The organism is Streptomyces sp. NPDC093085 (assembly GCF_040683935.1).
Classification (GTDB): Bacteria; Actinomycetota; Actinomycetes; order Streptomycetales; family Streptomycetaceae; genus Streptomyces.
This window is the reverse complement of sequence record NZ_JBFBFB010000007.1, coordinates 62374-82271: the sequence shown is the minus strand read 5'-3', so window position 1 is coordinate 82271 and position 19898 is coordinate 62374. Positions and strand designations below refer to the sequence as shown.

Annotated in this window: 17 protein-coding genes; 11 read left to right on the top strand and 6 right to left on the bottom strand. The window is 73.4% G+C overall.

All coding sequences use genetic code 11. The annotated features are described in order from the left end of the window. The first annotated feature begins 219 nt into the window (after window positions 1–219). From AB0O07_RS21020 to AB0O07_RS21010, 3 genes are all read left to right on the top strand, one after another. Complete coding sequence (locus tag AB0O07_RS21020) at window positions 220–1938, top strand: aromatic amino acid ammonia-lyase (RefSeq protein ID WP_365635442.1); 1719 nt, start codon at window positions 220–222, stop codon at window positions 1936–1938. An 11-nt stretch (window positions 1939–1949) separates the two neighbouring features. Continuing rightward, window positions 1950–2786, top strand: a complete 837-nt coding sequence (locus AB0O07_RS21015) for a MurR/RpiR family transcriptional regulator (RefSeq protein WP_365635441.1) — start codon at window positions 1950–1952, stop codon at window positions 2784–2786. Window positions 2787–2967: 181 nt separating this feature from the next. Next, window positions 2968–3537: a hypothetical protein gene (locus tag AB0O07_RS21010; RefSeq protein WP_365635439.1), complete on the top strand. Its 570-nt coding sequence runs from the start codon at window positions 2968–2970 to the stop codon at window positions 3535–3537. Between the two features lie 131 nt (window positions 3538–3668). On the opposite strand, the gene AB0O07_RS21005 is transcribed toward AB0O07_RS21010, so the two are convergent. The 5 genes from AB0O07_RS21005 to AB0O07_RS20985 all read right to left on the bottom strand — a co-directional run bounded on the left by AB0O07_RS21005 (window position 3669) and on the right by AB0O07_RS20985 (window position 7886). After that, the gene (locus AB0O07_RS21005; protein ID WP_365635437.1) at window positions 3669–4043 is read right to left on the bottom strand and encodes a hypothetical protein; all 375 of its coding nucleotides are present in this window, start codon (window positions 4041–4043) and stop codon (window positions 3669–3671) included. Window positions 4044–4245: 202 nt separating this feature from the next. Then, entirely contained in the window at window positions 4246–4680 is a 435-nt protein-coding gene (locus tag AB0O07_RS21000) for a roadblock/LC7 domain-containing protein (protein ID WP_365635435.1), read from the bottom strand. A 214-nt stretch (window positions 4681–4894) separates the two neighbouring features. Then, window positions 4895–5698, bottom strand: a complete 804-nt coding sequence (locus tag AB0O07_RS20995; protein WP_365635433.1) for a transcriptional regulator — start codon at window positions 5696–5698, stop codon at window positions 4895–4897. Then, complete coding sequence (locus tag AB0O07_RS20990) at window positions 5695–6195, bottom strand: hypothetical protein (protein WP_365635431.1); 501 nt, start codon at window positions 6193–6195, stop codon at window positions 5695–5697. Before AB0O07_RS20990 ends, AB0O07_RS20995 begins: the two co-directional genes overlap by 4 nt. A 155-nt stretch (window positions 6196–6350) precedes the next feature. Next, window positions 6351–7886, bottom strand: coding sequence for a diaminopimelate decarboxylase (locus AB0O07_RS20985; protein WP_365635429.1), 1536 nt, complete (start codon window positions 7884–7886; stop codon window positions 6351–6353). A gap of 142 nt (window positions 7887–8028) precedes the next feature. On the opposite strand from AB0O07_RS20985, the gene hutU reads away from it, so the two are divergent. The 4 genes from hutU to hutI are packed head-to-tail and all read left to right on the top strand — an operon-like array spanning window position 8029 to window position 13899. Further along, window positions 8029–9741: a urocanate hydratase gene (hutU, locus tag AB0O07_RS20980; RefSeq protein WP_365635427.1), complete on the top strand. Its 1713-nt coding sequence runs from the start codon at window positions 8029–8031 to the stop codon at window positions 9739–9741. After that, window positions 9738–11126, top strand: coding sequence for an allantoate amidohydrolase (locus AB0O07_RS20975; RefSeq protein WP_365635425.1), 1389 nt, complete (start codon window positions 9738–9740; stop codon window positions 11124–11126). The genes hutU and AB0O07_RS20975 overlap by 4 nt, the downstream gene beginning before the upstream one ends. Beyond that, window positions 11123–12649, top strand: a complete 1527-nt coding sequence (locus AB0O07_RS20970) for a formimidoylglutamate deiminase (RefSeq protein ID WP_365635424.1) — start codon at window positions 11123–11125, stop codon at window positions 12647–12649. Before AB0O07_RS20975 ends, AB0O07_RS20970 begins: the two co-directional genes overlap by 4 nt. A gap of 29 nt (window positions 12650–12678) precedes the next feature. Beyond that, window positions 12679–13899: an imidazolonepropionase gene (gene hutI, locus AB0O07_RS20965; protein WP_365635422.1), complete on the top strand. Its 1221-nt coding sequence runs from the start codon at window positions 12679–12681 to the stop codon at window positions 13897–13899. Between the two features lie 22 nt (window positions 13900–13921). On the opposite strand, the gene AB0O07_RS20960 is transcribed toward hutI, so the two are convergent. Then, window positions 13922–15439 (bottom strand): hypothetical protein, encoded by a 1518-nt coding sequence (locus AB0O07_RS20960; protein ID WP_365635420.1) that lies wholly within the window; start codon window positions 15437–15439, stop codon window positions 13922–13924. Window positions 15440–15712: 273 nt separating this feature from the next. Between AB0O07_RS20960 and AB0O07_RS20955 the strand changes: the two genes are divergently transcribed. From AB0O07_RS20955 to AB0O07_RS20940, 4 genes are all read left to right on the top strand, one after another. Then, entirely contained in the window at window positions 15713–16132 is a 420-nt protein-coding gene (locus tag AB0O07_RS20955; RefSeq protein WP_365635418.1) for a DUF6415 family natural product biosynthesis protein, read from the top strand. Window positions 16133–16439: 307 nt separating this feature from the next. Continuing rightward, window positions 16440–17567 (top strand): GNAT family N-acetyltransferase, encoded by a 1128-nt coding sequence (locus AB0O07_RS20950; RefSeq protein ID WP_365635784.1) that lies wholly within the window; start codon window positions 16440–16442, stop codon window positions 17565–17567. Window positions 17568–17607: 40 nt separating this feature from the next. Further along, entirely contained in the window at window positions 17608–19035 is a 1428-nt protein-coding gene (locus tag AB0O07_RS20945; protein WP_365635416.1) for a glycosyltransferase, read from the top strand. A 71-nt stretch (window positions 19036–19106) separates the two neighbouring features. Then, entirely contained in the window at window positions 19107–19877 is a 771-nt protein-coding gene (locus tag AB0O07_RS20940) for a polysaccharide deacetylase family protein (protein ID WP_365635782.1), read from the top strand. Window positions 19878–19898: the final 21 nt, after the last annotated feature.

The window sequence follows — 19898 nt, the reverse complement described above, 5'->3', positions numbered from 1 at the left end:
TTCCTTGAGCCGCCTTCCCGCGTCTCTTGCCTCGCTGCATATAGTCATGCAGAGTTCTCGTTCACTGAATAGGTTGTCAATGTCCGGGGATGAAAAATCCCTGTTACGGCCGGCTGCGGAGCGATGCGTGACGGCCGGGGGACGACCGGTGGACGGCCGGTGGGCAAGCCGGTGGACTGGTGGACAGCCGATCGACGTCCGACAAGGAGGCAGGTGGGCATGGTGTCGTCCCGTGAGAGAAAGCCGGAGGGCTGGAGGACGCCCCCCGTCGTCGTGCTCGACGGGCAGAGCCTCCCGGTCGCCGACATCGTCCGGCTGGCCGACGGCGCCGCCCGTCCCGTACCCGGAACCGAGGCGATGAAGCGTGTCGAGCAGAGCTGGCACCTCGCCCGCGAGCTGGCCGCTTCGGGCCGGGTGTACGGGCGCTCCACCGGCGTCGGCGCCAACCGTGGCGAGGCCGTGCCCACCGAGGCCGCCGCCGGCCACGGGCTGCGGCTGCTCCGTAGCCACGCCGGCGCGGTCGGGGAGCCGCTGCCCGCGCGTGAGGTGCGCGCCATGCTCGCCGTACGGGTCAACCAGCTCCTGGCGGGCGGGGCCGGGCTGCGGCCCACCGTGGTCACCGCGCTGTGCGAGGCGCTGGAGAGCGGCGCCTACCCCCTGGTGCACGCGTTCGGCTCGGTCGGCACGGGCGATATCGCCGCCCTCGCGCAGATGGGACTGGCGCTGGCGGGGGAGCACCCGTGGTGCGCGGAGGGCCGGCAGACACCACCTGACGGCGAGTCCGTACGGCCGCCGGGCGCGCAGCCTTCCGTACGGCCGCCGGGCGCGCAGCCTTCCGTACGGGCGCCCGGCGCGTCGCCCTCCGTACGGCCGCCCGCCGCGCAGCCGCCCGCCGCGCAGCCCCTCGACAACAACGACGCCCTCGCCCTCATCAGCAGCAACGCCCTGACCCTCGGTCAGGCCGCCCTCGCCCTCCACGAGCTGCGCCGCCTCGTCGCCGCCACCGAACTCGTCGCCGCGCTCTCCCTGCTCGCCGTCGACGGCTCGTACGAGGCGTACGCGGAGCCCGTGCACGCCGCCCGCCGCCACCCCGGTTCGTACGCCGTCGCCGCCGATCTGCGCGCGATCCTCGGCGCCCCCGAACGCCCGGCGCCGCCGCTCGGGCGGATCCAGGACCCGTACGGTTTCCGCTGTGTCCCGCAGATACACGGCCCCGCGCGGGACGCCGCCGACGCGCTGGAGCGGGCGCTCGCCGTCGAGATCAACGCCGCCGCCGAGAACCCGCTGATCGACGCGGGCACGGACGAGGACCCGCTGCCCGCCGCGTACCACCACGGCGGCTTCTACCTGGCCCAGATATCCCTGGCGCTGGACCACTTCCGGCTCGCCCTCGTACAGACCGCGCGGCTCTCCACCTCCCGGCTCTCCGCGCTCAACGAACCCGGCTTCACCCGGCTGCGGCCTTTCCTCGCCGATACGGAGCCCGCCAGTTCCGGGGTGATGATCCTGGAGTACGCGGCGGGCGCGGCCCTCGGCGAGCTGCGGGCGTTCTCGGCGCCCGCCTCGCTCGGGCACGCCGTGCTCTCCCGGGGCGTGGAGGAACAGGCGAGCTTCGCCTCGCTGGCCGCCCGGCAGACGCTGCGCCTCGCCGACCCGTACCGGCTGGTGGTCGGGTGCGAACTGGTCTCCGCCGTACGCGCCCTGCGCCAGCGCGGGCTGCGACCGGAGCCGGGGCTTCCGGTCGGCTGGGCGTTCACGCTGGCCGAGTCCGTGCTCGACGAGGAGGTGGCGGACCGGCCGTTGACCGATGATGTGACGGCGGCGGCTGCCCTGCTCGACCGCTTCGCGGAGTGGCGGACGGCCGGTCCGGCCGCCGCGACCACTGCGGCCACCGCCTTCGTCACCGCACGCCATCACCGCTCCCAGGAAGGGAATTGAGGGAACATCGCATGAGCGACAGCCCCGCCGCCCGGCTCCAGCAGCTCTTCGAGGGCCACCGCCTCACGCCCACGCAGCGGCGCATCGCCCACAGCATGGTGCGCCAGGCGGTGGACGCGCCGTTCCTCTCCAGCGTCGAACTGGCGGAGCTGGCCGGGGTCAGCCAGCCCTCCGTCACCCGCTTCGCGGTCGCCCTCGGCTTCGACGGCTACCCGGCGCTCCGGCGCCATCTGCGGGAGGTCGCGCCCGGCACCCCGGACGCCGGGGAGACCCCGTACAACGAGTACCAGCAGGCCGTACGCGGCGAGATCGAGAACCTGAGCCGCCTCGCCGAGATCCTCGCCGACCCCGAGCCCGTCGAGCGCGCGGGCCGGCTCCTCGCGGAGTCCCGGCCGCTGCCGGTGCTCGGGCTGCGCGCCGCCTCCTCGCAGGCGCGCGGCTTCGCGTACTTCGCGGCCAAGGTCCATCCGGACGTACGGCTGCTGGACGAGGGCGGCACGATGCTCACCGACCGGATCGACTCGGCCAGGAGCGCGGGCGCGAGCACCCTGCTCTGCTTCGCGCTGCCGCGCCATCCGAGGGAGGTCGTGGAGGCGCTGGCGTACGCGCGGACGGCCGGGCTGACGGTGGTGACGGTCGCCGACTCGGCGTTCGCGCCGGTCGCCGCGCACAGCGATCTGCTGCTCCCGGCGGCCGTCGGCACCGGGCTCGCCTTCGACACGGTGTGCGCGCCGATGCTGCTGGGGAGGGTCCTGCTGGAGGCGATGTGCGACGGGCTGCCGGACGCGCAGGCGCGGCTGGAGGAGTTCGACGCGCGGGCGGCGGCGCGGGGGCTCTTCGTGGAGTAGCTCGGGGACGGTTCGTGGAACAGGGGGCTCCTGCTTCTCACGAAATGCTCAGAGTCTCTTATTACTGTGCCGCCACATTGCTGGCGTACGGCCTGAGGGCCTGGGGCTTGAACGCTCGGGGGCCTGGGGCTGGACGGCTTGGGGCTGGAAGGCTTGGGGCTTGAGGAGAGGACGGCAGGTCGTGGGGCGCGCGGGGCAGTCTCTGGCACGGGTGGCGGTGGTCGTACGGGCCGGTGCGGCCCCCTTGTGGTGGCTGGGGGTGCTCGCGGCCGGGACCGGGATGGCGGTGCCCGGGATGACCGGGCGGCGTATCGGGGCGTACGCGGGCGCGGCGCTCTTCGTGGTGTGCGCCGTGGTCGTCGCGCTCGTACGCCGCCGCCGGTACGCCGCGTGGGCGGAGGCCGCGACGCGCGCCGGCAAGTTCGACTTCCTCCAGGACCGGGCGGTGACCGCGCGGAACTGGCGGCGGGCGCACCGGTGGTGGCTGCTGGGGGCGTTCCTGGTCGCGGTGGGGAGCGCGTTCGCCGTGCCGGGGGCCGCCGGGGGCGCGCTCGCCGGTGCGGGCGCCGGGCTCTGGCTCAAGGCGCTCTGGCTGGGGCGGCGCGAGGAGCGGGACGACATGCTGCTGTGGGTCCGTACGGACTGGGCGGGGACCGGCCGGCCGGTCGGCCCGAAGGTGAAGGGGTACCGGACGACGGGGGTCGGCGCGGGCGACGCCGTGCCCGGCGGGGCACGGCGTCGCCGCCGCTGAACGCGGCCGGACCGACCGGAGTCGTACGGTCGTACTGGTGGTGCGGATACGAAGTCGTACGGTCGTACCGGTGGTACGGGTACGAAGTCGTACGGGTACGAATGTCGTACGGGCCGGCCCGGTCGGCCCGGTCAGACCTCCAGGCCGGCCTCGATCTTGTTGAGCTGGTGCCGGGCCATCGCCAGGTTCGCCCGGCCCTTGTCCAGTGCCACATAGAGGAAGAGCCCGCTGTTGCCACGGCCCTTGAGCAGCCTGATCAGGTGGTACTGGCTGCCGAGGGTGATCAGGATGTCCTCGATCTCGTCCTTGAGGCCGAGCAGCTCCATGGTGCGGACCTTCGCCCGTACCACGTCGGTGTTCCCGGCCGCGGCGACCGTGAGGTCGAGATCCTTGTTGCCGCCGACGGTGCCCAGGGCCATGCCGCTGGAGTAGTCGACGAGGGCGGCTCCGAGGGCCCCCTCGATGGAGGTGACCGCTTCTTTGAGAGCGGCTTCGGTGTTGGCCATGAACGTCGCACTTCCTTTCCTTCGTACGGATGTCCGGGGAATTCCGGACACCGGGGGCGCCTCCTTTGACGAGGCGGAGGGGTGGAGGCTCTTCGTGAGGCACAGGGGGGCGGGGGGCGGGGGCGAGGGGGGTGAGGGGCGAGGAGGGGGAGGGGGGCAAGGGGGGCAAGGGCGAGACAGGGCCCGGGGACGGGGGCCGGGATCAGGCGTTCTCCACGCGTTCGAGGGCGTCGTCGACCAGTTCGCCGATACGGGCGCTCGACCGGCGCGCCTCCAGATGGAGCCTGCCCACATTCGTCTTCGGATCCGCGAGGAGCGTCAGCACCGCGGAGGAGCCCGCCGCGTACGTGGCGACATACCCCAGCTCACCCCTGATCAGCAGCTCCTTGAAGGCGCCCTGCCCGGTCGCGTCCGTCAGCCGCATGGAGACGCCCAGCGCGGCGGCGGTGAGCGCGGCGACCCCCTCGGCCTCGACGTCCGCCGTGTCCTGCGCCAGCACCAGACCGTCGGTGCTGGCCGCGAGCGACCCGGTGAGCTGCGGGAGCCGGGCCCGAAGCCGCCTGAGTTCGCCGAGTACGTCGGCCTCCGCTGTCATTAGCTGTCTCCTCTCGGCGCGTGCCCGCAGAGCGCGCCTCATGACGCCGTGGCTCGGCCCGTGCGGACCGGGCCGTGGGGACGGCCGGCCGGGCGATGAGGGCCCCGTACCGGGACACGGGAAGCCCGTACCGGGTGTTGAGGGACCGGTACCGGGACACGGGAAGCCCGTACCAGGACACGGGAACCCCGTAACAGGTGATGAGGGCCCCGTACCGGCACGGGACCCGCGGAGTCTCGGTGGGTGGGGCGGAAGGTCACAGGGATGCCTCCAGTGCGTCGCGGAGCCGGCGTAACAGGGCGATGTCCGGGGCCGCGGAGACCGTCGCGACCCAGGAGGGAACCGTCGCGCGGGAGGCCGACGTCGGACCGCCGGGCGTCTCGCCGGATGTCTCGTCGGGCGTCTCGACCAGGCCCGCGGCGGCCAGCCTGCGGATGTCGAGGAGGGTGTGGAACGCGGGGCGCCCCAGTGTCCAGGCGATGGCCACCGGGGTCCGTACCCCGTCCGCCAGCTCCAGCAGCTTCCGCTGTCTGCGCGTGACGGCCTGGCCGGGCGCGGGTCTTCGGGCGATCACCGGGGCGGTGTCGACGGCGGCGTACGGCCAGACGTGGTCGAGCAGTTCGCGGCGGCGCAGCGTCTCGCGCTCCACGGCCGTCGCCGTGACGGGGCGTACGGGGCCCATCCAGTGGGCGGCCCCGTAGCGGAAGCGGGTGGGGCCGCTGGCGGGGGCGAGGGCGAAGAAGGCGGCGTCGAAGAGGGCGCCCGTATGGCATATCTCCAGCTCGCCGTCGTGCAGCCGGCCGCTGTCGACCAGGAACCTGCCCACTTCGCGGCGGGTGCCCGCCTGGTCGACGGCCTCCTCCCAGCCCGCGCGGGGAAGCCGGCCCGCCGCGGTGAGCAGGACGTCGATGCCGGGCGCCGCGGGGCTCTCGGCGTGCACGACGCGGCCGTTGGTGAGGTAGAGCGTGCCGTGGTCGCGCAGCAGCGCCCCGGTGGCGCGCTCCGTGGCGAGCCGGCCGAGCATCGGGGAGACGGGGAAGGGGGATGCGGCGGTGGTCATCCCAGCACCAGCCGTTCGGCGAGGCGGCTCAGCCGTAATCGGGCGAGGGCGAGGTTGCCGGTGTCGCGGTCCAGCCAGAGGTGGAGGAAGACGCTGCTGTCGAAGGTCGTCTCGACGAAGGTGAGGATGTGATACCCGGTGCGGGTGGTGACGATGAGGTCCTGGACAGGCGGCCCTTTCCCGCCCTCGCCCGCTCCTTCTCCCGCTCCTTCTCCGGCTCCGTCGGCCTCGCCTTCGGCGGGCGGCGGTTGCGCCTCGGCCGTATCAGGAGCCTCCAGGGCCTCAGCGGTCCCAGGGGAGCCGGGTCTGCCGAGCATGTCGGGTCTGTCGAGCGGGTCGGGCGTGAAAGCCGTGTACTCGGCCGCCGCGCGCGCCAGTTCGGCCGTCTCGGCGGCCGTGGCCTCGTGGTCCCCGTTCGGCGACTGCCCCGCCGTACCGAGCGCGAGCCCGCTCGTCCAGTCGACGATCGCCGCGCCGCGCGCACCCGGCAGGCTCATGGCCTCTTCCAGACACGCATCGATTCCGGGCACGCGTAATCCCCCTCACAGCCGGGCGTGCGGGCGCACTGCCGTTCAGCAGTAACCGCGAGATTACGCAACGTCCGGTCGAGGGGTGGGAGTTCTGGCATTTTCCATAGGAACATGCGCGTGATTCATGGGTAGTTGACGGGAAGTTGGCCGGAAGTGATGTCCAGCAGCGCGTCGGCGAGCGCGCCGCCCGACTCGGCCACGATCTCGTCGGTGGTCTGCTGCTCTCGTACGGTAGCGAAGCGCACCGCCCCACCGGTACCCGGTTTCACGACAAAACCGTGGATCCCCGGCCTTGCCAAGCTGTTGTAGGAGTAATGGGCGGTGAAGAAGTACGCCCCTGTGTCGAGCGCGGCCACCAGATCGCCCTGCTCCAGCAGGGGCAGTGGCCGGTTCTCGGCGAGCAGGTCGCCCGCGAAACAGGCGGGGCCCGCGATGTCCTGCGCCACGGCGGGGCCCGTCCTGGGCCGCCCTTCGGCGTCGTACGCGGCGATACGCACAGGCCAGGAGGCCGGGGCGTAGACGGTACGGGTGGCGACCTGGGCCCCCGCATGGGTCACCGCGATGGGCCGGCCCCCGGCGGACTTGGCGTACTCGACGCGGGTCAGGACCGTGCCGTGCTTGGCGATCAGGGAACGGCCGAACTCCGTCACCAGCCCGTACCGCCCGTCGAGCAGCCCGGGGACGGCGTCCTTGAGGCGCCGGACGTACGCGGCGTACGTGGGGGCGTGCGCGTCGGAGCCGAAGTTGACGGGGAGGCCGCCGCCGATGTCGACCGTGTCGACCTGGCGGCGCCCGGCCGCCGCGTTGATCTCCTCGGCCAGTTCGTAGAGGGTCCGTACGCCCTGGACCATCAGGTCGAGCGGGATCCCCTGCGAACCCGTATGGCTGTGCAGCCGGGTGAGCCAGGGCCGGTCCAGATAGGCCCGGACGAGCCAGGCGCGGGCGCCCTCGTCGCGCAGGGCCACCCCGAACTTGGCGGTCGCGGTCGCGGTGGAGAGCGCCCCGATGGAACCGCCCCCGAGCTGCGGATTGACCCGCACCCCACAGGGCGGCACGGCGGCACGGGCGGAGCCGGGCCCGGGGGCGGGCGTACCGCCTGGTCCGGCGGCGGCGGGGCCGGGTCCGGTCCCGCCGGCCGCCGCCACCAGGGCGTCGATACGGGCCAGCTCCTGCGGGTTGTCCGCGTTGACGGCGATACCGAGCGCGCAGGCCTCGCGGAGCTCGGCGGCGGTCTTGGCGGGGGAGTCGAGGACGGTGCGCTCCGCCCGTACCCCCGCGGCCCGCGCGAGCGCCAGCTCCCCGGGGCTCGCCACCTCCGCGCCCATCCCCTCCGCCGCCAGCAGCCGCAGTACGGGTACGAGCGGCGCCGCCTTCACGGCGAACGCGTGCAGTACGGCCGTGCCGTCCGGCGTGACCTCGGCGAACGCGGCACGGAGCGCGGCGGCGGAGGCCCGGATCCCGGCCACGTCGAGCAGCGCGACCACCGGAGCGGCATCGCTGACCAGCCCCTGCTCCACGGCGGCCCGCACGGCCCGGTCGCGCCGGGCGGCGAGCGCGAGGTCCGCGGGGGTGGGGGACGGGGGACCGGACGGAAAGGCGGCTTCCGGCGGCGGCGCGGCTTCGGTGGCTTCTGGCGGAAGGGCGGCTTCTGGAGACATGGGAGGCATGGGCGCCAGCCAATCACCCGGTGCGGGGCGACACGATGGTTGACTACTTCTATTCATCCCTCCAGGATGTGAATGGATTATTCAACAGCAGATCCACCGGTCCAGCAGGAGCGTCACGGAGGAGGCACCCGCCATGTCAGGACCCCGGCCGGTACGGGCACCGCGCGGTACGGAACGGAGCGCCCTGGGATGGCAGCAGGAAGCGGCGCTCCGCATGCTCCAGAACAATCTCGACCCCGAGGTCGCCGAGCACCCCGACCAACTCGTCGTCTACGGCGGCACCGGCAAGGCCGCCCGCGACTGGCGCTCGTACGACGCGATGGTCCGTACGCTGCGCACGCTCAAGCAGGACGAGACGATGCTCGTCCAGTCGGGCCGGCCCGTGGGCGTCATGCGGACCCACGAATGGGCGCCCCGTGTGCTCCTCGCCAACTCCAACCTGGTCGGCGACTGGGCCAACTGGGAGGAGTTCCGGCGCCTCGAAACCCTCGGGCTCACCATGTACGGCCAGATGACCGCCGGTTCGTGGATCTACATCGGCACCCAGGGCATCCTCCAGGGCACGTACGAGACCTTCGCGGCCGTCGCCGCCAAGCGGTTCGGCGGAACGCTCGCCGGGACCATCACCCTCACCGCCGGGCTCGGCGGCATGGGCGGCGCGCAGCCGCTCGCCGTCACCATGAACGACGGCGTCGCCCTCTGTATCGACTGCGACCCGCGCGCCATCGACCGCCGGATCGACCACCGCTACCTCGATGTGCGCGCCGACAACCTGGCCCACGCGCTCCAGCTCGCCACCGAGGCCCGCGACGCCCGCCGGCCGCTCTCCATCGGCCTGCTGGGCAACGCGGCGGAGCTGCTGCCCCGCATGCTCGCCGAGGGCGCGCCCGTCGACATCGTCACCGACCAGACCTCCGCCCACGACCCGCTCGCGTATCTGCCGCTCGGCGTCGACTTCGAGGACATGGCCGCGTACGCCGCCGAGAAGCCCGCCGACTTCACCCGGCGCGCCCGGGAGTCGATGGCCCGGCACGTCGAGGCGATGGTCGGCTTCCAGGACGCGGGAGCCGAGGTCTTCGACTACGGCAACTCCATCCGGGGCGAGGCCCAGCTCGCCGGATACGAACGGGCCTTTGCCTTCCCCGGCTTCGTCCCCGCCTATATCCGGCCGCTCTTCTGCGAAGGGAAGGGCCCGTTCCGCTGGGCGGCGCTCTCCGGCGAGGCATCGGACATCCACAAGACCGACCGGGCGATCCTCGAACTCTTCCCGGAGGACGAGTCCGCGCAGAACGCCTCCCTGCACCGCTGGATCAGGATGGCGGGCGAACGGGTCCGCTTCCAGGGCCTGCCGGCCCGGATCTGCTGGCTCGGCTACGGCGAGCGCGACCGCGCGGGCGAGCGCTTCAACGACATGGTCGCCTCCGGTGAACTCGCCGCCCCGGTCGTCATCGGCCGCGACCACCTCGACTGCGGCTCGGTCGCCTCCCCGTACCGCGAGACCGAGGCCATGCTCGACGGCTCCGACGCCATCGCCGACTGGCCGCTTCTGAACGCCATGGTCAATGTCGCCTCCGGCGCCTCCTGGGTCTCGATCCACCACGGCGGCGGTGTCGGCATGGGCCGCTCGATCCACGCGGGCCAGGTCACCGTCGCCGACGGCACGAAGCTCGCGGGCGAGAAGATCCGCCGCGTTCTCACCAACGACCCGGGCATGGGCGTCATCCGCCATGTCGACGCGGGATACGACCTCGCGGAGACGGTCGCCGGGGAACGCGAGGTCCGCATCCCCATGCACGAGGACACCCCCGAGCGCCCCGCCGCCCCGTCCCAGGACACCACACCATGACCTCCCCATCCCCTTCGCCCTCGTCCTCTTCATCCCCCTCATCCCCCTCCTCCTCTCCGGCTTCCTTCCAGGAGATGTGGCGCGACCTCGCCCCCCTCGGCCGTGACCCCGGCAGCGGCGGCTACCGCCGCTACGCCTGGACCGCCGCCGACGGCGACTGCCGCGCCTGGTTCCGCGTCCAGGCCGAGGCCCGGGGACTCACCTGCGAGGTGGACCGCAACGGCAACCAGTGGGCCTGGCTCGGCGACCCCCTCGCCGGGGACGCCGTCGTCACCGGGTCGCATCTCGACTCCGTACCCGACGGGGGCGCCTTCGACGGGCCCCTCGGTGTCGTCTCCTCCTTCGCCGCGCTGGACGAACTCCGGCGCAGGGGAGCGCGGTTCACCAGACCCCTGGCCATCACCAACTTCGGGGACGAGGAAGGCGCCCGTTTCGGCCTCGCCTGCGTCGGCTCCCGGCTCACCGCGGGCCGGCTCACCCTCGCCCAGGCCCATGCGCTGCGCGACGGCGACGGCGTCACACTGCCCCGGGCGATGGAAGCCGCCGGATACGACCCGGACGCCCTCGGCCCCGACCCCGAACGCCTCGCCCGGATCGGCGCCTTCGTCGAACTCCATGTCGAGCAGGGGCGCGCCCTCGACCTCTCCGGCGACCCCGTCGGTATCGCCTCCGCGATCTGGCCGCACGGCCGCTGGCGCTTCGACTTCCACGGCGAGGCCAACCACGCGGGCACCACCCGGCTCGCCGACCGCCGCGACCCGATGCCGCCGTACGCGGAGACGGTCCTCGCCGCCCGCCGCGAGGCGGAGCTGGCCGGGGCCCTCGCCACCTTCGGCAAGGTCGCCGTCGAACCCAACGGCGTCAACGCCATCCCCTCCCTCGTCCGTGGCTGGCTGGACTCCCGGGCCGCCGACCAGCAGGCCCTGGACACCGTGGTCGCCGCCGTCGAGTCCGCCGCCCGCGACGCCGCCGACCGCGCGGGCGTCGACCTCCGCGTCGTACGGGAGTCCTTCACCCCCGTGGTCGAGTTCGAGCACGCCCTCCGCGACGAACTCGCCCGCATCCTGGCCCACCGCCCCCACCCGGCCGCCGGCACGGGACGGGCACCGGGACCGTACGCCGGTACGGGACCGGAACCGTCCGCCCGTAGTACGGCACCGGAACCCCGGCCGCGCCCCGGCACCGGTGGCCGCTCCGTCCCCGTACTCGGAACCGGGGCGGGGCACGACGCCGGGATCCTCTCCGGCTCCATCCCCACCGCCATGCTCTTCGTACGGAACCCCACCGGTGTCTCGCACTCCCCGGCCGAGAGCGCGACCGAGGACGACTGCGTGGCCGGGGTGCTGGCCCTCGCCGACGTACTGGAAGGACTCGCGTGCGCATGACGCCCCCCGCCACCCCGTCCCCGCCGGCCCGCACCTACTGGCTGGAGCACGCCTGGCTCCCCGCCCCCGGCCCCCACGAGGACCCCACTCCCCGGCCCGCCCCCGACGCCCGGCCCGCTCCTGGCCGGCGAACCGGCCGGACCGGCCCCGGAACCGGCCCCGGCACCCAGCCCACTCCCGGCCCCGGCCCCGCCCCCGGCCCCCGTGTCGAGTCCGGAGTCGTCCTCGACGTCGCGGGCGGCCGGATCGCCGCCGTACGCACCGGAGTCGCGACGCCGCCCCCCGGTGCCACCGCGCTCCGCGGGCTGACCCTCCCCGGGCTGGCCAACGCGCACTCGCACGCTTTCCACCGCGCCCTGCGCTCCACCGTCCAGACCGGCTCCGGCACCTTCTGGACCTGGCGCGAGACCATGTACGCGGTCGCCGCCCGGCTCACCCCCGATACGTACTTCGCCCTCGCGCGCGCCGTCTACGCCGAGATGGCGCTCGCCGGTATCACCTCCGTCGGAGAGTTCCACTACCTCCACCACGCACCCGGCGGGGTGCGTTACGACCGGCCCAACGCCATGGGCGAGGCGCTGATCGCCGCGGCGGCCGAGGCCGGGATCCGGATCACCCTCCTCGACACCGCCTACCTCTCCTCGGGCCTCGCCGACCGCCCCGGCGGCCGGCCCCCCGAGAGCCACCAGCTCCGCTTCTCCGACGGCGACGCGACCGCCTGGGCCGACCGCGCCACCGACCTCGCCTCCGCCGTCGAGGACGGGGAGCACGCGCTGATCGGCGCCGCCGTCCACTCCGTACGCGCCGTCCCCGCCGAGCAGCTCGCCACCGTCGCCGCCTGGGCCGAGGAGCGGAACGCCCCGCTCCATGTCCATCTCTCCGAGCAGACCGCCGAGAACGACGCCTGCCTCGCCGTGCACGGCCGCACCCCCGCCCGGCTCCTCGCCGACCACGGCGTGCTGGGGCCCCGTACCACCGGCGTGCACAACACCCACCTCACCGACGACGACATCGCCCTGCTGGGCGCCACCGCCACCGGCACGTGCATGTGCCCCACCACGGAACGCGATCTCGCCGACGGCACCGGACCCGCGGAACGCCTCCAGCGCGCGGGCTCGCCGCTCTCCCTGGGCAGCGACAGCCACGCCGTCGTCGACCTCTTCGAGGAGGCACGCGCGATGGAGCTGAACGAGCGGCTGCGCTCGCGCACCCGGGGCCACTGGACGGCGGCGGCGCTGCTGAGCGCGGCCACCGCCGGGGGACACGCCGCCCTCGGCCGGCCCGACGCGGGCCACCTCCGGGCCGGCGCCCCCGCCGACCTCGTCACGGTCGCCCTGGACTCCGTCAGAACAGCGGGGCCGCCACCCCGGCTCGGCGCGGAGACCGCGGTATTCGCCGCCTCCGCCGCGGATGTACGCCATACGGTCGTCGGAGGCCGGCATGTCGTACGCGACGGATCCCATGCCCTGATCCCCGACGTCCCGGCAGCTCTCGCCCGGTCCGTCGCCGCGCTGCGCGACTGACACCGAGGCCGAAGGAGACCATTCCCCTTATGACGCCCCCCGCGACCTCCGCCACAGCCGAGACAACCGGCACGGCTGCCGCCACCACCCTCATCACCAACATCGCAAGCCTGGTCACCAACGATCCCTCCCTCGGTGACGGTTCCCCCATCGGTCTGATCCAGGACGCGGCCGTCGTCATCGACGGCGACCGCATCGGCTGGGTCGGTGAATCAAGCAAAGCACCCGCCACTGACAACGCCCTCGACGCCGGTGGCCGCTCGGCCCTCCCCGGCTTCGTCGACTCCCACTCCCACCTGGTCTTCTCCGGCGATCGAAGCCAGGAATTCAACGCCCGGATGTCCGGCCGCGCCTACTCCGCCGGCGGCATCCGCACCACCGTCGCCGCCACCCGCGCCGCGACCGACGCCGAGCTGAGCGCCAACGTCGCCCGCTATCTCGACGAGGCGCTCCGCCAGGGCACCACCACGCAGGAGACCAAGTCCGGGTACGGGCTGACCGTCGCCGACGAGGCCCGCGCCGTCCGTATCGCCCGCGACCGCACCGACGAGGTCACCTACCTCGGCGCCCATGTCGTCCCGCCCGAGCACACCGACGACCCGGCCGCCTACGTCGAACTGGTCACCGGCGCGATGCTGGACGCCTGCGCCCCGTACGCCCGTTGGATCGACGTCTTCTGCGAGCGCGGCGCCTTCGACGGCGACCAGGCCCGCGCCGTCCTGACCGCAGGCCGCGCCAAGGGCCTGCACCCCCGCGTCCACGCCAACCAGCTCTCGTACGGGCCCGGCGTCCAGCTCGCCGTCGAACTCGACGCCGCCTCCGCCGACCACTGCACCCACCTCACGGACGCCGACGTCGACGCCCTCGCCCAGGGCGCCACGGTGGCCACGCTGCTGCCCGGCGCCGAGTTCTCCACCCGCGCCGCCTGGCCGGACGCGCGCCGGCTGCTCGACGCGGGCGCGACCGTCGCGCTCTCCACCGACTGCAACCCCGGCTCGTCCTTCACCTCCTCGATGCCGTTCTGCATCGCGCTGGCCGTCCGCGACATGGGCATGACCCCGGACGAGGCGGTCTGGTCGGCCACCGCGGGCGGCGCGGCGGCCCTGCGCCGTACGGACATCGGCCGTATCACCCCCGGCGCCCGCGCCGACCTGGTCCTCCTCGACGCCCCGAACCATGTCCACCTCGCCTACCGGCCCGGCGTCCCGCTGGTCTCCTCCGTCTGGCGGAGCGGCGCCCGCGTCCACTGACGCCGCGCGGAGACAGGAGGGCCTACCCCTTCAACGCGGCGACCTCCTCGATCCGGGGCCGCAGCTTCCGTACCGCCAGCGTCTTCGCGTACGGCTTCAGCCGCCGTCGCATCGTCTCGAAGTGCTCGTCCCCGCGGGCCGACGAGACATGTTCGTAGTCGTCCAGGAACTGCCACCAGCTCGCGCACGACGCCTCCAGATGCCCCAGCTCCAACTGGCGCTGCGCGAGCACGGCGAGAAAGTGGACGCGGCCCTGCCGCTCGTGTTTCTGCTGGACCTGCAAGGACTGCTGGAGCGCGGCGATCGACCCCGGCAGGTCCTTGAACTCGTACAGCACATGCGACACATGGAAGAGGTACGCGGTCCTGTCGTAGCCGCCGACCGAATCCCGCCGGTTGTCCGCCTTGGCCAGCGCGGCCTCCGTCTGGCGCAGCCTGCTGAACGCCTGCCTCCGGTCCCCCACCATCGCCGCGGCGTGCGCCTGCTGCCCGGAGAGGAATGCCTGGAGGCGCGGTTCGGCCTTCGGGGAGGCCTCGGCGGCCGAATCGGCCAGTTCCAGGGCCCGTTTGCCGTACCCGAGGTTCGACGCCTGGAGGGACATGCCGCGCAGCGTCCGGCAGTACGTGACATGGTCCCCGGCGGAACCGGCCAGCTCCAGGGCCCTGAGGTAGTACTGCTGGCCCAGCCCGTGCGCCCGCTCGTACATCGCCATCCAGCCGGTCAGATAGACGAGGTCGGACGCGGCGGCCAGCATGTCGTTCCGTATGGACTCGGCGGCCTCCGCCTTCAGCCACGGCATGACGGTGTTCACCAGAAAGGCGGCGGCCATCGGGCGCGCGTGACCACCCCCGAGTTCATCCAGAATGTCCGCTATCCGGTCCGTCATCGTGCGTACGGCCTGTACCTGCGGCGCCCCTATCCGTACGGTCCGCTTGCCCGGAGCGGGGGCCGAGGGGGTCGCCGCGTGGGCGAGGTCGGGGAAGAGCGGCACGACGACCGCCGCGGAGAAGAGACCTGCGGCGATGAGGCCGCGGCGGGACGGATCCATGTCCGCCCGCCCCATGTCGACCAGTTCCTCCAGCGTGTTGACGTCGGAGGGCCCGGCGGGGCCCGAGTGGCCCGAGGGACCCGGGTGACCGGAACCGCCGGAGGAACGGGCGCCGGAACCTGACCTTCCGCCGGATCCGGCCCCTCGGCCGGCCCCCGTGCCGGCGTCGGTGGCGGAGGGGCCGGAACGTTCCGGCAGAGCGCCGCACGACACGGCGAAACGAGCGGACCGTACGGCGGGAAGTCCGGCCTCCGTACGGGTCACCGGGCGGCCCAGCTTACGGGCGAAAGCCTCCACGATCAGCGGCCTGACCTGCTCCTTCGGCATGGTGCCCGCCACCCAGTGGGAGACCGCCGACTGGTCGTAGTGGAGTTCGAGTCCGGCCTCCGCGCCGATGCGGTTGATGATCAGTGCGAACTGCGCGCGGGACCATTTCGCCTGCGTCAGCAGACCGGCCAAACCGGTGTTGGGTGTGCGGGAATTACTCGCCATGTGTCCAACTCCCCCAAGCGTTCATGGCTTTCATCATCAGACTGTTCTCCACGGTACTCGTGGAGGGTCGTAAGGCTGTTTTCTGTTCAACAGGGCCATGCAGCACAGCACACGAAGACGGGGGCCAAGGTGACCACAGTGACAGACGACAGAACAGGTGGCACAGCCGAAAACGCGCACACCACCTACACCACCGACTCGGCGCAGATTCCACACACTTCACACACTCAGCACGTCTCCGAGGTCACGCCTGCTCAGCGCCGCCGGTGCGGCGTGAACCACGGTGACCACACCGCTTCCACCGTGGAGCACAACGCCACGGCGGTGGGCCACACCCCCACCGCGGTGGACCACAACGCCATAGGACTGGACCACAACGCCGTGGGGTTCGACGCCGATCGCGCGCTGGCTCCGCATCGCATGATGCCGCCGCCCGCCGAGATCGCGGACCTCACCAGCCGGCTCCTCGGCCACGGGGCGCGGCTCGTCATCATCGTCGAGTCGATCCCCGAGGCCGAGCACACCGTACGGGCCAAGGGCGCGCTCAAGGACTGGTACGACCTGACCTGTAGCGGGCCCGGCGCCGGCGCCATGGCCAACTGGGTCCACATGCGGGCGCTCGCCCGTATGTGCCGTACGTTCATGGGCTACCTGCGCGACCGCGACCGCGAAGGCCGGTATCGACGGCCATGACCCCGGAAGGAAAACAGCAAGCCTGGTTCGTGATCGCCGTCTGCACGCTGGGGCTGACGATCGCGCTCGCCGTGGGGCTGCGCCTGTAGCGCGGCCCCGGATTCATTCTGTTCGAACGACTCACCAGCCCCACAGGTTACGCCTATTGCGCCCGATTCCATGATCGATGGCGAGATAGGTCAAATGTAACTGTTCTGGAGTGATGTGGGCCGGTAACGTCCTGAGGAGTGCGAGCCCGAGGGGGACGCGGGCTCGCGGGGGATGTGACCGGGGGGTCGAGGTGGACGATGTACGCGGTGCCGCGCGCCTGCGCGTGGTGAAGCCCGCCGAGCTGGCCGAGGCCGAGGCCGAGGCCTGGCGCGAGCTGCGGGCGAAATCGGGGGCTCCGGCCAACCCGTTCATGGAACCGGAATTCACCCTGGCCGTGGGCCGGGTGCGCCCGGGGGCCAGGGTCGCGGTCATACGGGAGCGGGGCGACGGCTCAGGGCCGGGCGAGCCGATCGGCTTCTTCCCTTACGAGCGCGGGCCGTTGGGCCAGGGCAGGGCCATCGGCCTGGGCGTCTCGGACTGCCAGGGCGGAATCTTCCGTACCGGCTCGGGGCCCGGTGCGGTCGCCGGAACCGGAGCAGCGATGCCCCTCACCGTGCGCGAGCTGCTGCGCGGCTGCTCCCTGGCGACCTGGGAGTTCGACAACCTGGAGGCGGGCCAGCGCCTCTTCGGCCCCGCCGAGGCGTTCACCGGCTTCGAATCCCCGGTGATCGAGGTGGGGGAGGGGTACGAGGCGTACGCGGCGGGGGTGCGCACCCGCTCGCCCAAGTTCTTCCGCACGACGACCGCGAAGGAGCGGAGACTGGCCCGTCAGGCGGGCGAGGTCCGCTTCGTCTTCGACGAGCGCGACCCGGCGGCGCTGCGCACGCTCATGGCATGGAAATCAGCGCAGTACCGCAGGACCGGACGGAGCGACCGCTTCGCCAAGGAGTGGATCAGCGCCCTCGTCCGCGACCTCGCCACCACCCGGGCGCCGGGGTGCTCGGGCGTGCTCTCCGTGCTGTACGTGGCGGACCGCCCGGTGGCGGCACACTTCGGCCTGCGCTCACGCACGCTCCTGTCCTGCTGGTTCCCGGCGTACGACCCGGAGTTCGCCAAGTTCTCGCCGGGCCTGATCCTCCACCTCCGGATGGCCGAAGCCGCCGCCGGGGCCGGGATCGGGGTGCTCGACCTGGGGCGCGGGGCGGCGGAGTACAAGGACGCGCTCAAGACCGGCGGGTTACGGGTCCACGAGGGCACCGCGACCCGCCCGGGCGTCCGGTCCGCCCTCCACCACCTGAGCAAGGAGCCGGTCCGCAGAGCACACGGTTTCGTACGGGAGCGCCCCCGGCTCGCCGCGTACACCAGGACGGCGCTCACCACCTGGGGCCGCCTGCGCTCCAGGTGACGGGAGCGGACCGACAGAGGACGCACACCAGGGGGAAGTGATGACGTACACACCGGACACGCCGGACACGGCCGCGTCAGGCACGACAGGGGCGGAGGCAGGGGCGGGCGCCGTCGATCCGGGGCGCGCGCCCGCTCGGCGCCTGCCGTCGGTCCCGTCCGCCATCGCCGTGGCCGAACTGGACCTCCGCGCGGCCGACGGGGCCGTGCTGTCCCTGCGGCCCGTGCCCGGCGGCCCGCCCGTGGCGGAGGGGGCGGTGTACGCGTTGGTACGGCTCGACGGGCGCCCCGTCGCCACCGTCCTGGCCCGGGTGGCGGCGGGCCAGGACCCCGCCGGGACGCTGGCGGCGGCCTTCCGGGCGCAGGTCCCCGCCGTACCGGCCGCCCACGGGCCCGGATCCGGCGCGGCGGCGCCCCCGCCGCGTACCACCGTCGTGGTGGCCACCCGTGAGCGTGCCGGGCAACTCGCCCGTGCCCTCGACTCGTTGCTGGCCCAGGACCACCCCGACTTCCGTGTCCTGGTCGTCGACAACGCGCCCGTCACCACCGCGACCCGTGACCTCGTCGCCGGCCGTTACGCGGGCCGGGTCGACTATGTGCGGGAACCGCGCCCCGGCCTGGCCGTCGCGCACAACCGGGGGGCCGCGGTGGCCGACGGGGCCGTTCTCGCCTTCACGGACGACGACGTGATCGCCGATCCGCACTGGCTCTCCGCCCTCACCGAGCCCTTCGCCGCCGACCCCCGCCTCGGCTGCGCCACCGGCCTCATCCTCCCCGCCCGGCTCACCACCCCGGCCCAGATCCTGCTGGAGAGCCACGGAGGGTTCGCCAAGGGCTTCGCACCCCGGCTGTACGATCCGGCCGCGCCGCCCGCCGACGAGCCGCTCTTCCCGTTCACCGCCGGAAGCTTCGGCTCCGGTGCCAATATGGCCTTCCGCGCGGACGCGCTCCGTGCCGTCGGCGGCTTCGACCCGGCCACCGGCACCGGCACCCCCGCCAGGGGCGGCGACGACCTCTACGCGTTCGTCCGCGTCCTGGCCGCCGGGCACCGGCTGCGCTACACGCCCGAGGCGCTGGTCTGGCACCACCACCGGGAGACCTGGCAGGACCTGCGGGCCCAGGCGTACGGATACGGCGCGGGACTGACCGCGTATCTGACCGCGATCCTCGTGCGCCGCCCCGCGCTGCTGCCCGCGCTCCTGGCGAAGGTGCCACGCGGCCTGGCGCACGCCCGCGCGATCACGGCACACCGCCCGGCCGGCCCGCCGGATGACGTGGCCGCCACGCCGCCCGGCACCGGCACCGGCGCCGCGCCCGGCACACACGGGGTGCAGACGTACCCCTGGCCGCGCTTCCTCTCCCGCCTGGAGCGCAGGGGGATGCTGTACGGGCCGGTGGGGTACGCGCGGGCGCGGCTCCGGATCCGGCGTGCCCCGGCGGGCGACGGAGCACCCGGGGGCGCGCCGTGACGGAGCGGAACTCAGCGGTCCTGGCGGCGCGCCGGCCCTCCGCGCTGCCTGTCCTCCTCTACCACGCGGTGATGGACGACCCGCCCGGCTGGATCGCCGAATTCACCGTCACGCCCCGGGACTTCGCCGCCCATCTCGACGCGGTCGTGGCCAGCGGACGGACCCCCGTCCCGGTCAGCACCCTGGTCGGCCATCTCGCCCGGGGTACGCCGCTGCCGCCCCGGCCCGTCGTCCTCACCTTCGACGACGGCTTCGCCGACCTGCCGGGGCCGACCGCCGAAGCGCTCGCGGCCCGCGCCCTGCCCGCGACGGCGTATCTGACCACCGGGGCCATCACCCCGGGGCGCGGCAGCCTGCTGCCGCCCGCGCCGATGATGGCCCTCGCGCAGGCGGCGGCGCTGGAGTCGTACGGGGTGGAGGTGGGGGCGCACACCGTCACGCACCCCCAGCTCGACACCTTGCGCGCCCCCGTGCTCCGCCGTGAACTGCGGGCGTCCAAGGAGGTGCTGGAGGACGCGCTCGGCCATGAGGTGGCGCATCTCGCCTATCCGCACGGCTACAACAGCCGCGCCGTGCGCCGGGCCGCCGAGGACGCGGGGTACGCCTCGGCCGTCGCGGTGCGGCACGCCCTCAGCTCCGGACGCGACGAGGTCTACCGCATCGCCCGGCTCATCGTGCGCCGTACACACACGGCGGCGGATGTCGCCGCGTGGATGGCGGGCGGCGCGGCGGCGGGGGAGCGGGCGCGGGTCGCGCCGTACCGGGATTCACCGGCCACGTTCGGCTGGCGGCTGTACCGGGGCGCGCGGGCCCGGGTGAAGGGTCCGGAATTCGCTGGATAGTTACGCATGGTCACGGATGGC

Coding starts and splice junctions, on each gene's coding strand:
- AB0O07_RS20990 (WP_365635431.1), bottom strand. CDS start 6,195: ATGAGCCTGCCGGGTGCGCGCGGCGCGGCGATCGTCGACTGGACGAGC.
- AB0O07_RS20995 (WP_365635433.1), bottom strand. CDS start 5,698: ATGACCACCGCCGCATCCCCCTTCCCCGTCTCCCCGATGCTCGGCCGG.
- hutI (WP_365635422.1), top strand. CDS start 12,679: ATGACGCCCCCCGCGACCTCCGCCACAGCCGAGACAACCGGCACGGCT.
- AB0O07_RS20970 (WP_365635424.1), top strand. CDS start 11,123: ATGACGCCCCCCGCCACCCCGTCCCCGCCGGCCCGCACCTACTGGCTG.
- AB0O07_RS20975 (WP_365635425.1), top strand. CDS start 9,738: ATGACCTCCCCATCCCCTTCGCCCTCGTCCTCTTCATCCCCCTCATCC.
- AB0O07_RS21015 (WP_365635441.1), top strand. CDS start 1,950: ATGAGCGACAGCCCCGCCGCCCGGCTCCAGCAGCTCTTCGAGGGCCAC.
- AB0O07_RS20945 (WP_365635416.1), top strand. CDS start 17,608: ATGACGTACACACCGGACACGCCGGACACGGCCGCGTCAGGCACGACA.
- AB0O07_RS20940 (WP_365635782.1), top strand. CDS start 19,107: ATGGACGACCCGCCCGGCTGGATCGCCGAATTCACCGTCACGCCCCGG.
- AB0O07_RS21000 (WP_365635435.1), bottom strand. CDS start 4,680: ATGAGGCGCGCTCTGCGGGCACGCGCCGAGAGGAGACAGCTAATGACA.
- AB0O07_RS21020 (WP_365635442.1), top strand. CDS start 220: ATGGTGTCGTCCCGTGAGAGAAAGCCGGAGGGCTGGAGGACGCCCCCC.
- AB0O07_RS20960 (WP_365635420.1), bottom strand. CDS start 15,439: ATGGCGAGTAATTCCCGCACACCCAACACCGGTTTGGCCGGTCTGCTG.
- hutU (WP_365635427.1), top strand. CDS start 8,029: ATGTCAGGACCCCGGCCGGTACGGGCACCGCGCGGTACGGAACGGAGC.
- AB0O07_RS20985 (WP_365635429.1), bottom strand. CDS start 7,886: ATGTCTCCAGAAGCCGCCCTTCCGCCAGAAGCCACCGAAGCCGCGCCG.
- AB0O07_RS21005 (WP_365635437.1), bottom strand. CDS start 4,043: ATGGCCAACACCGAAGCCGCTCTCAAAGAAGCGGTCACCTCCATCGAG.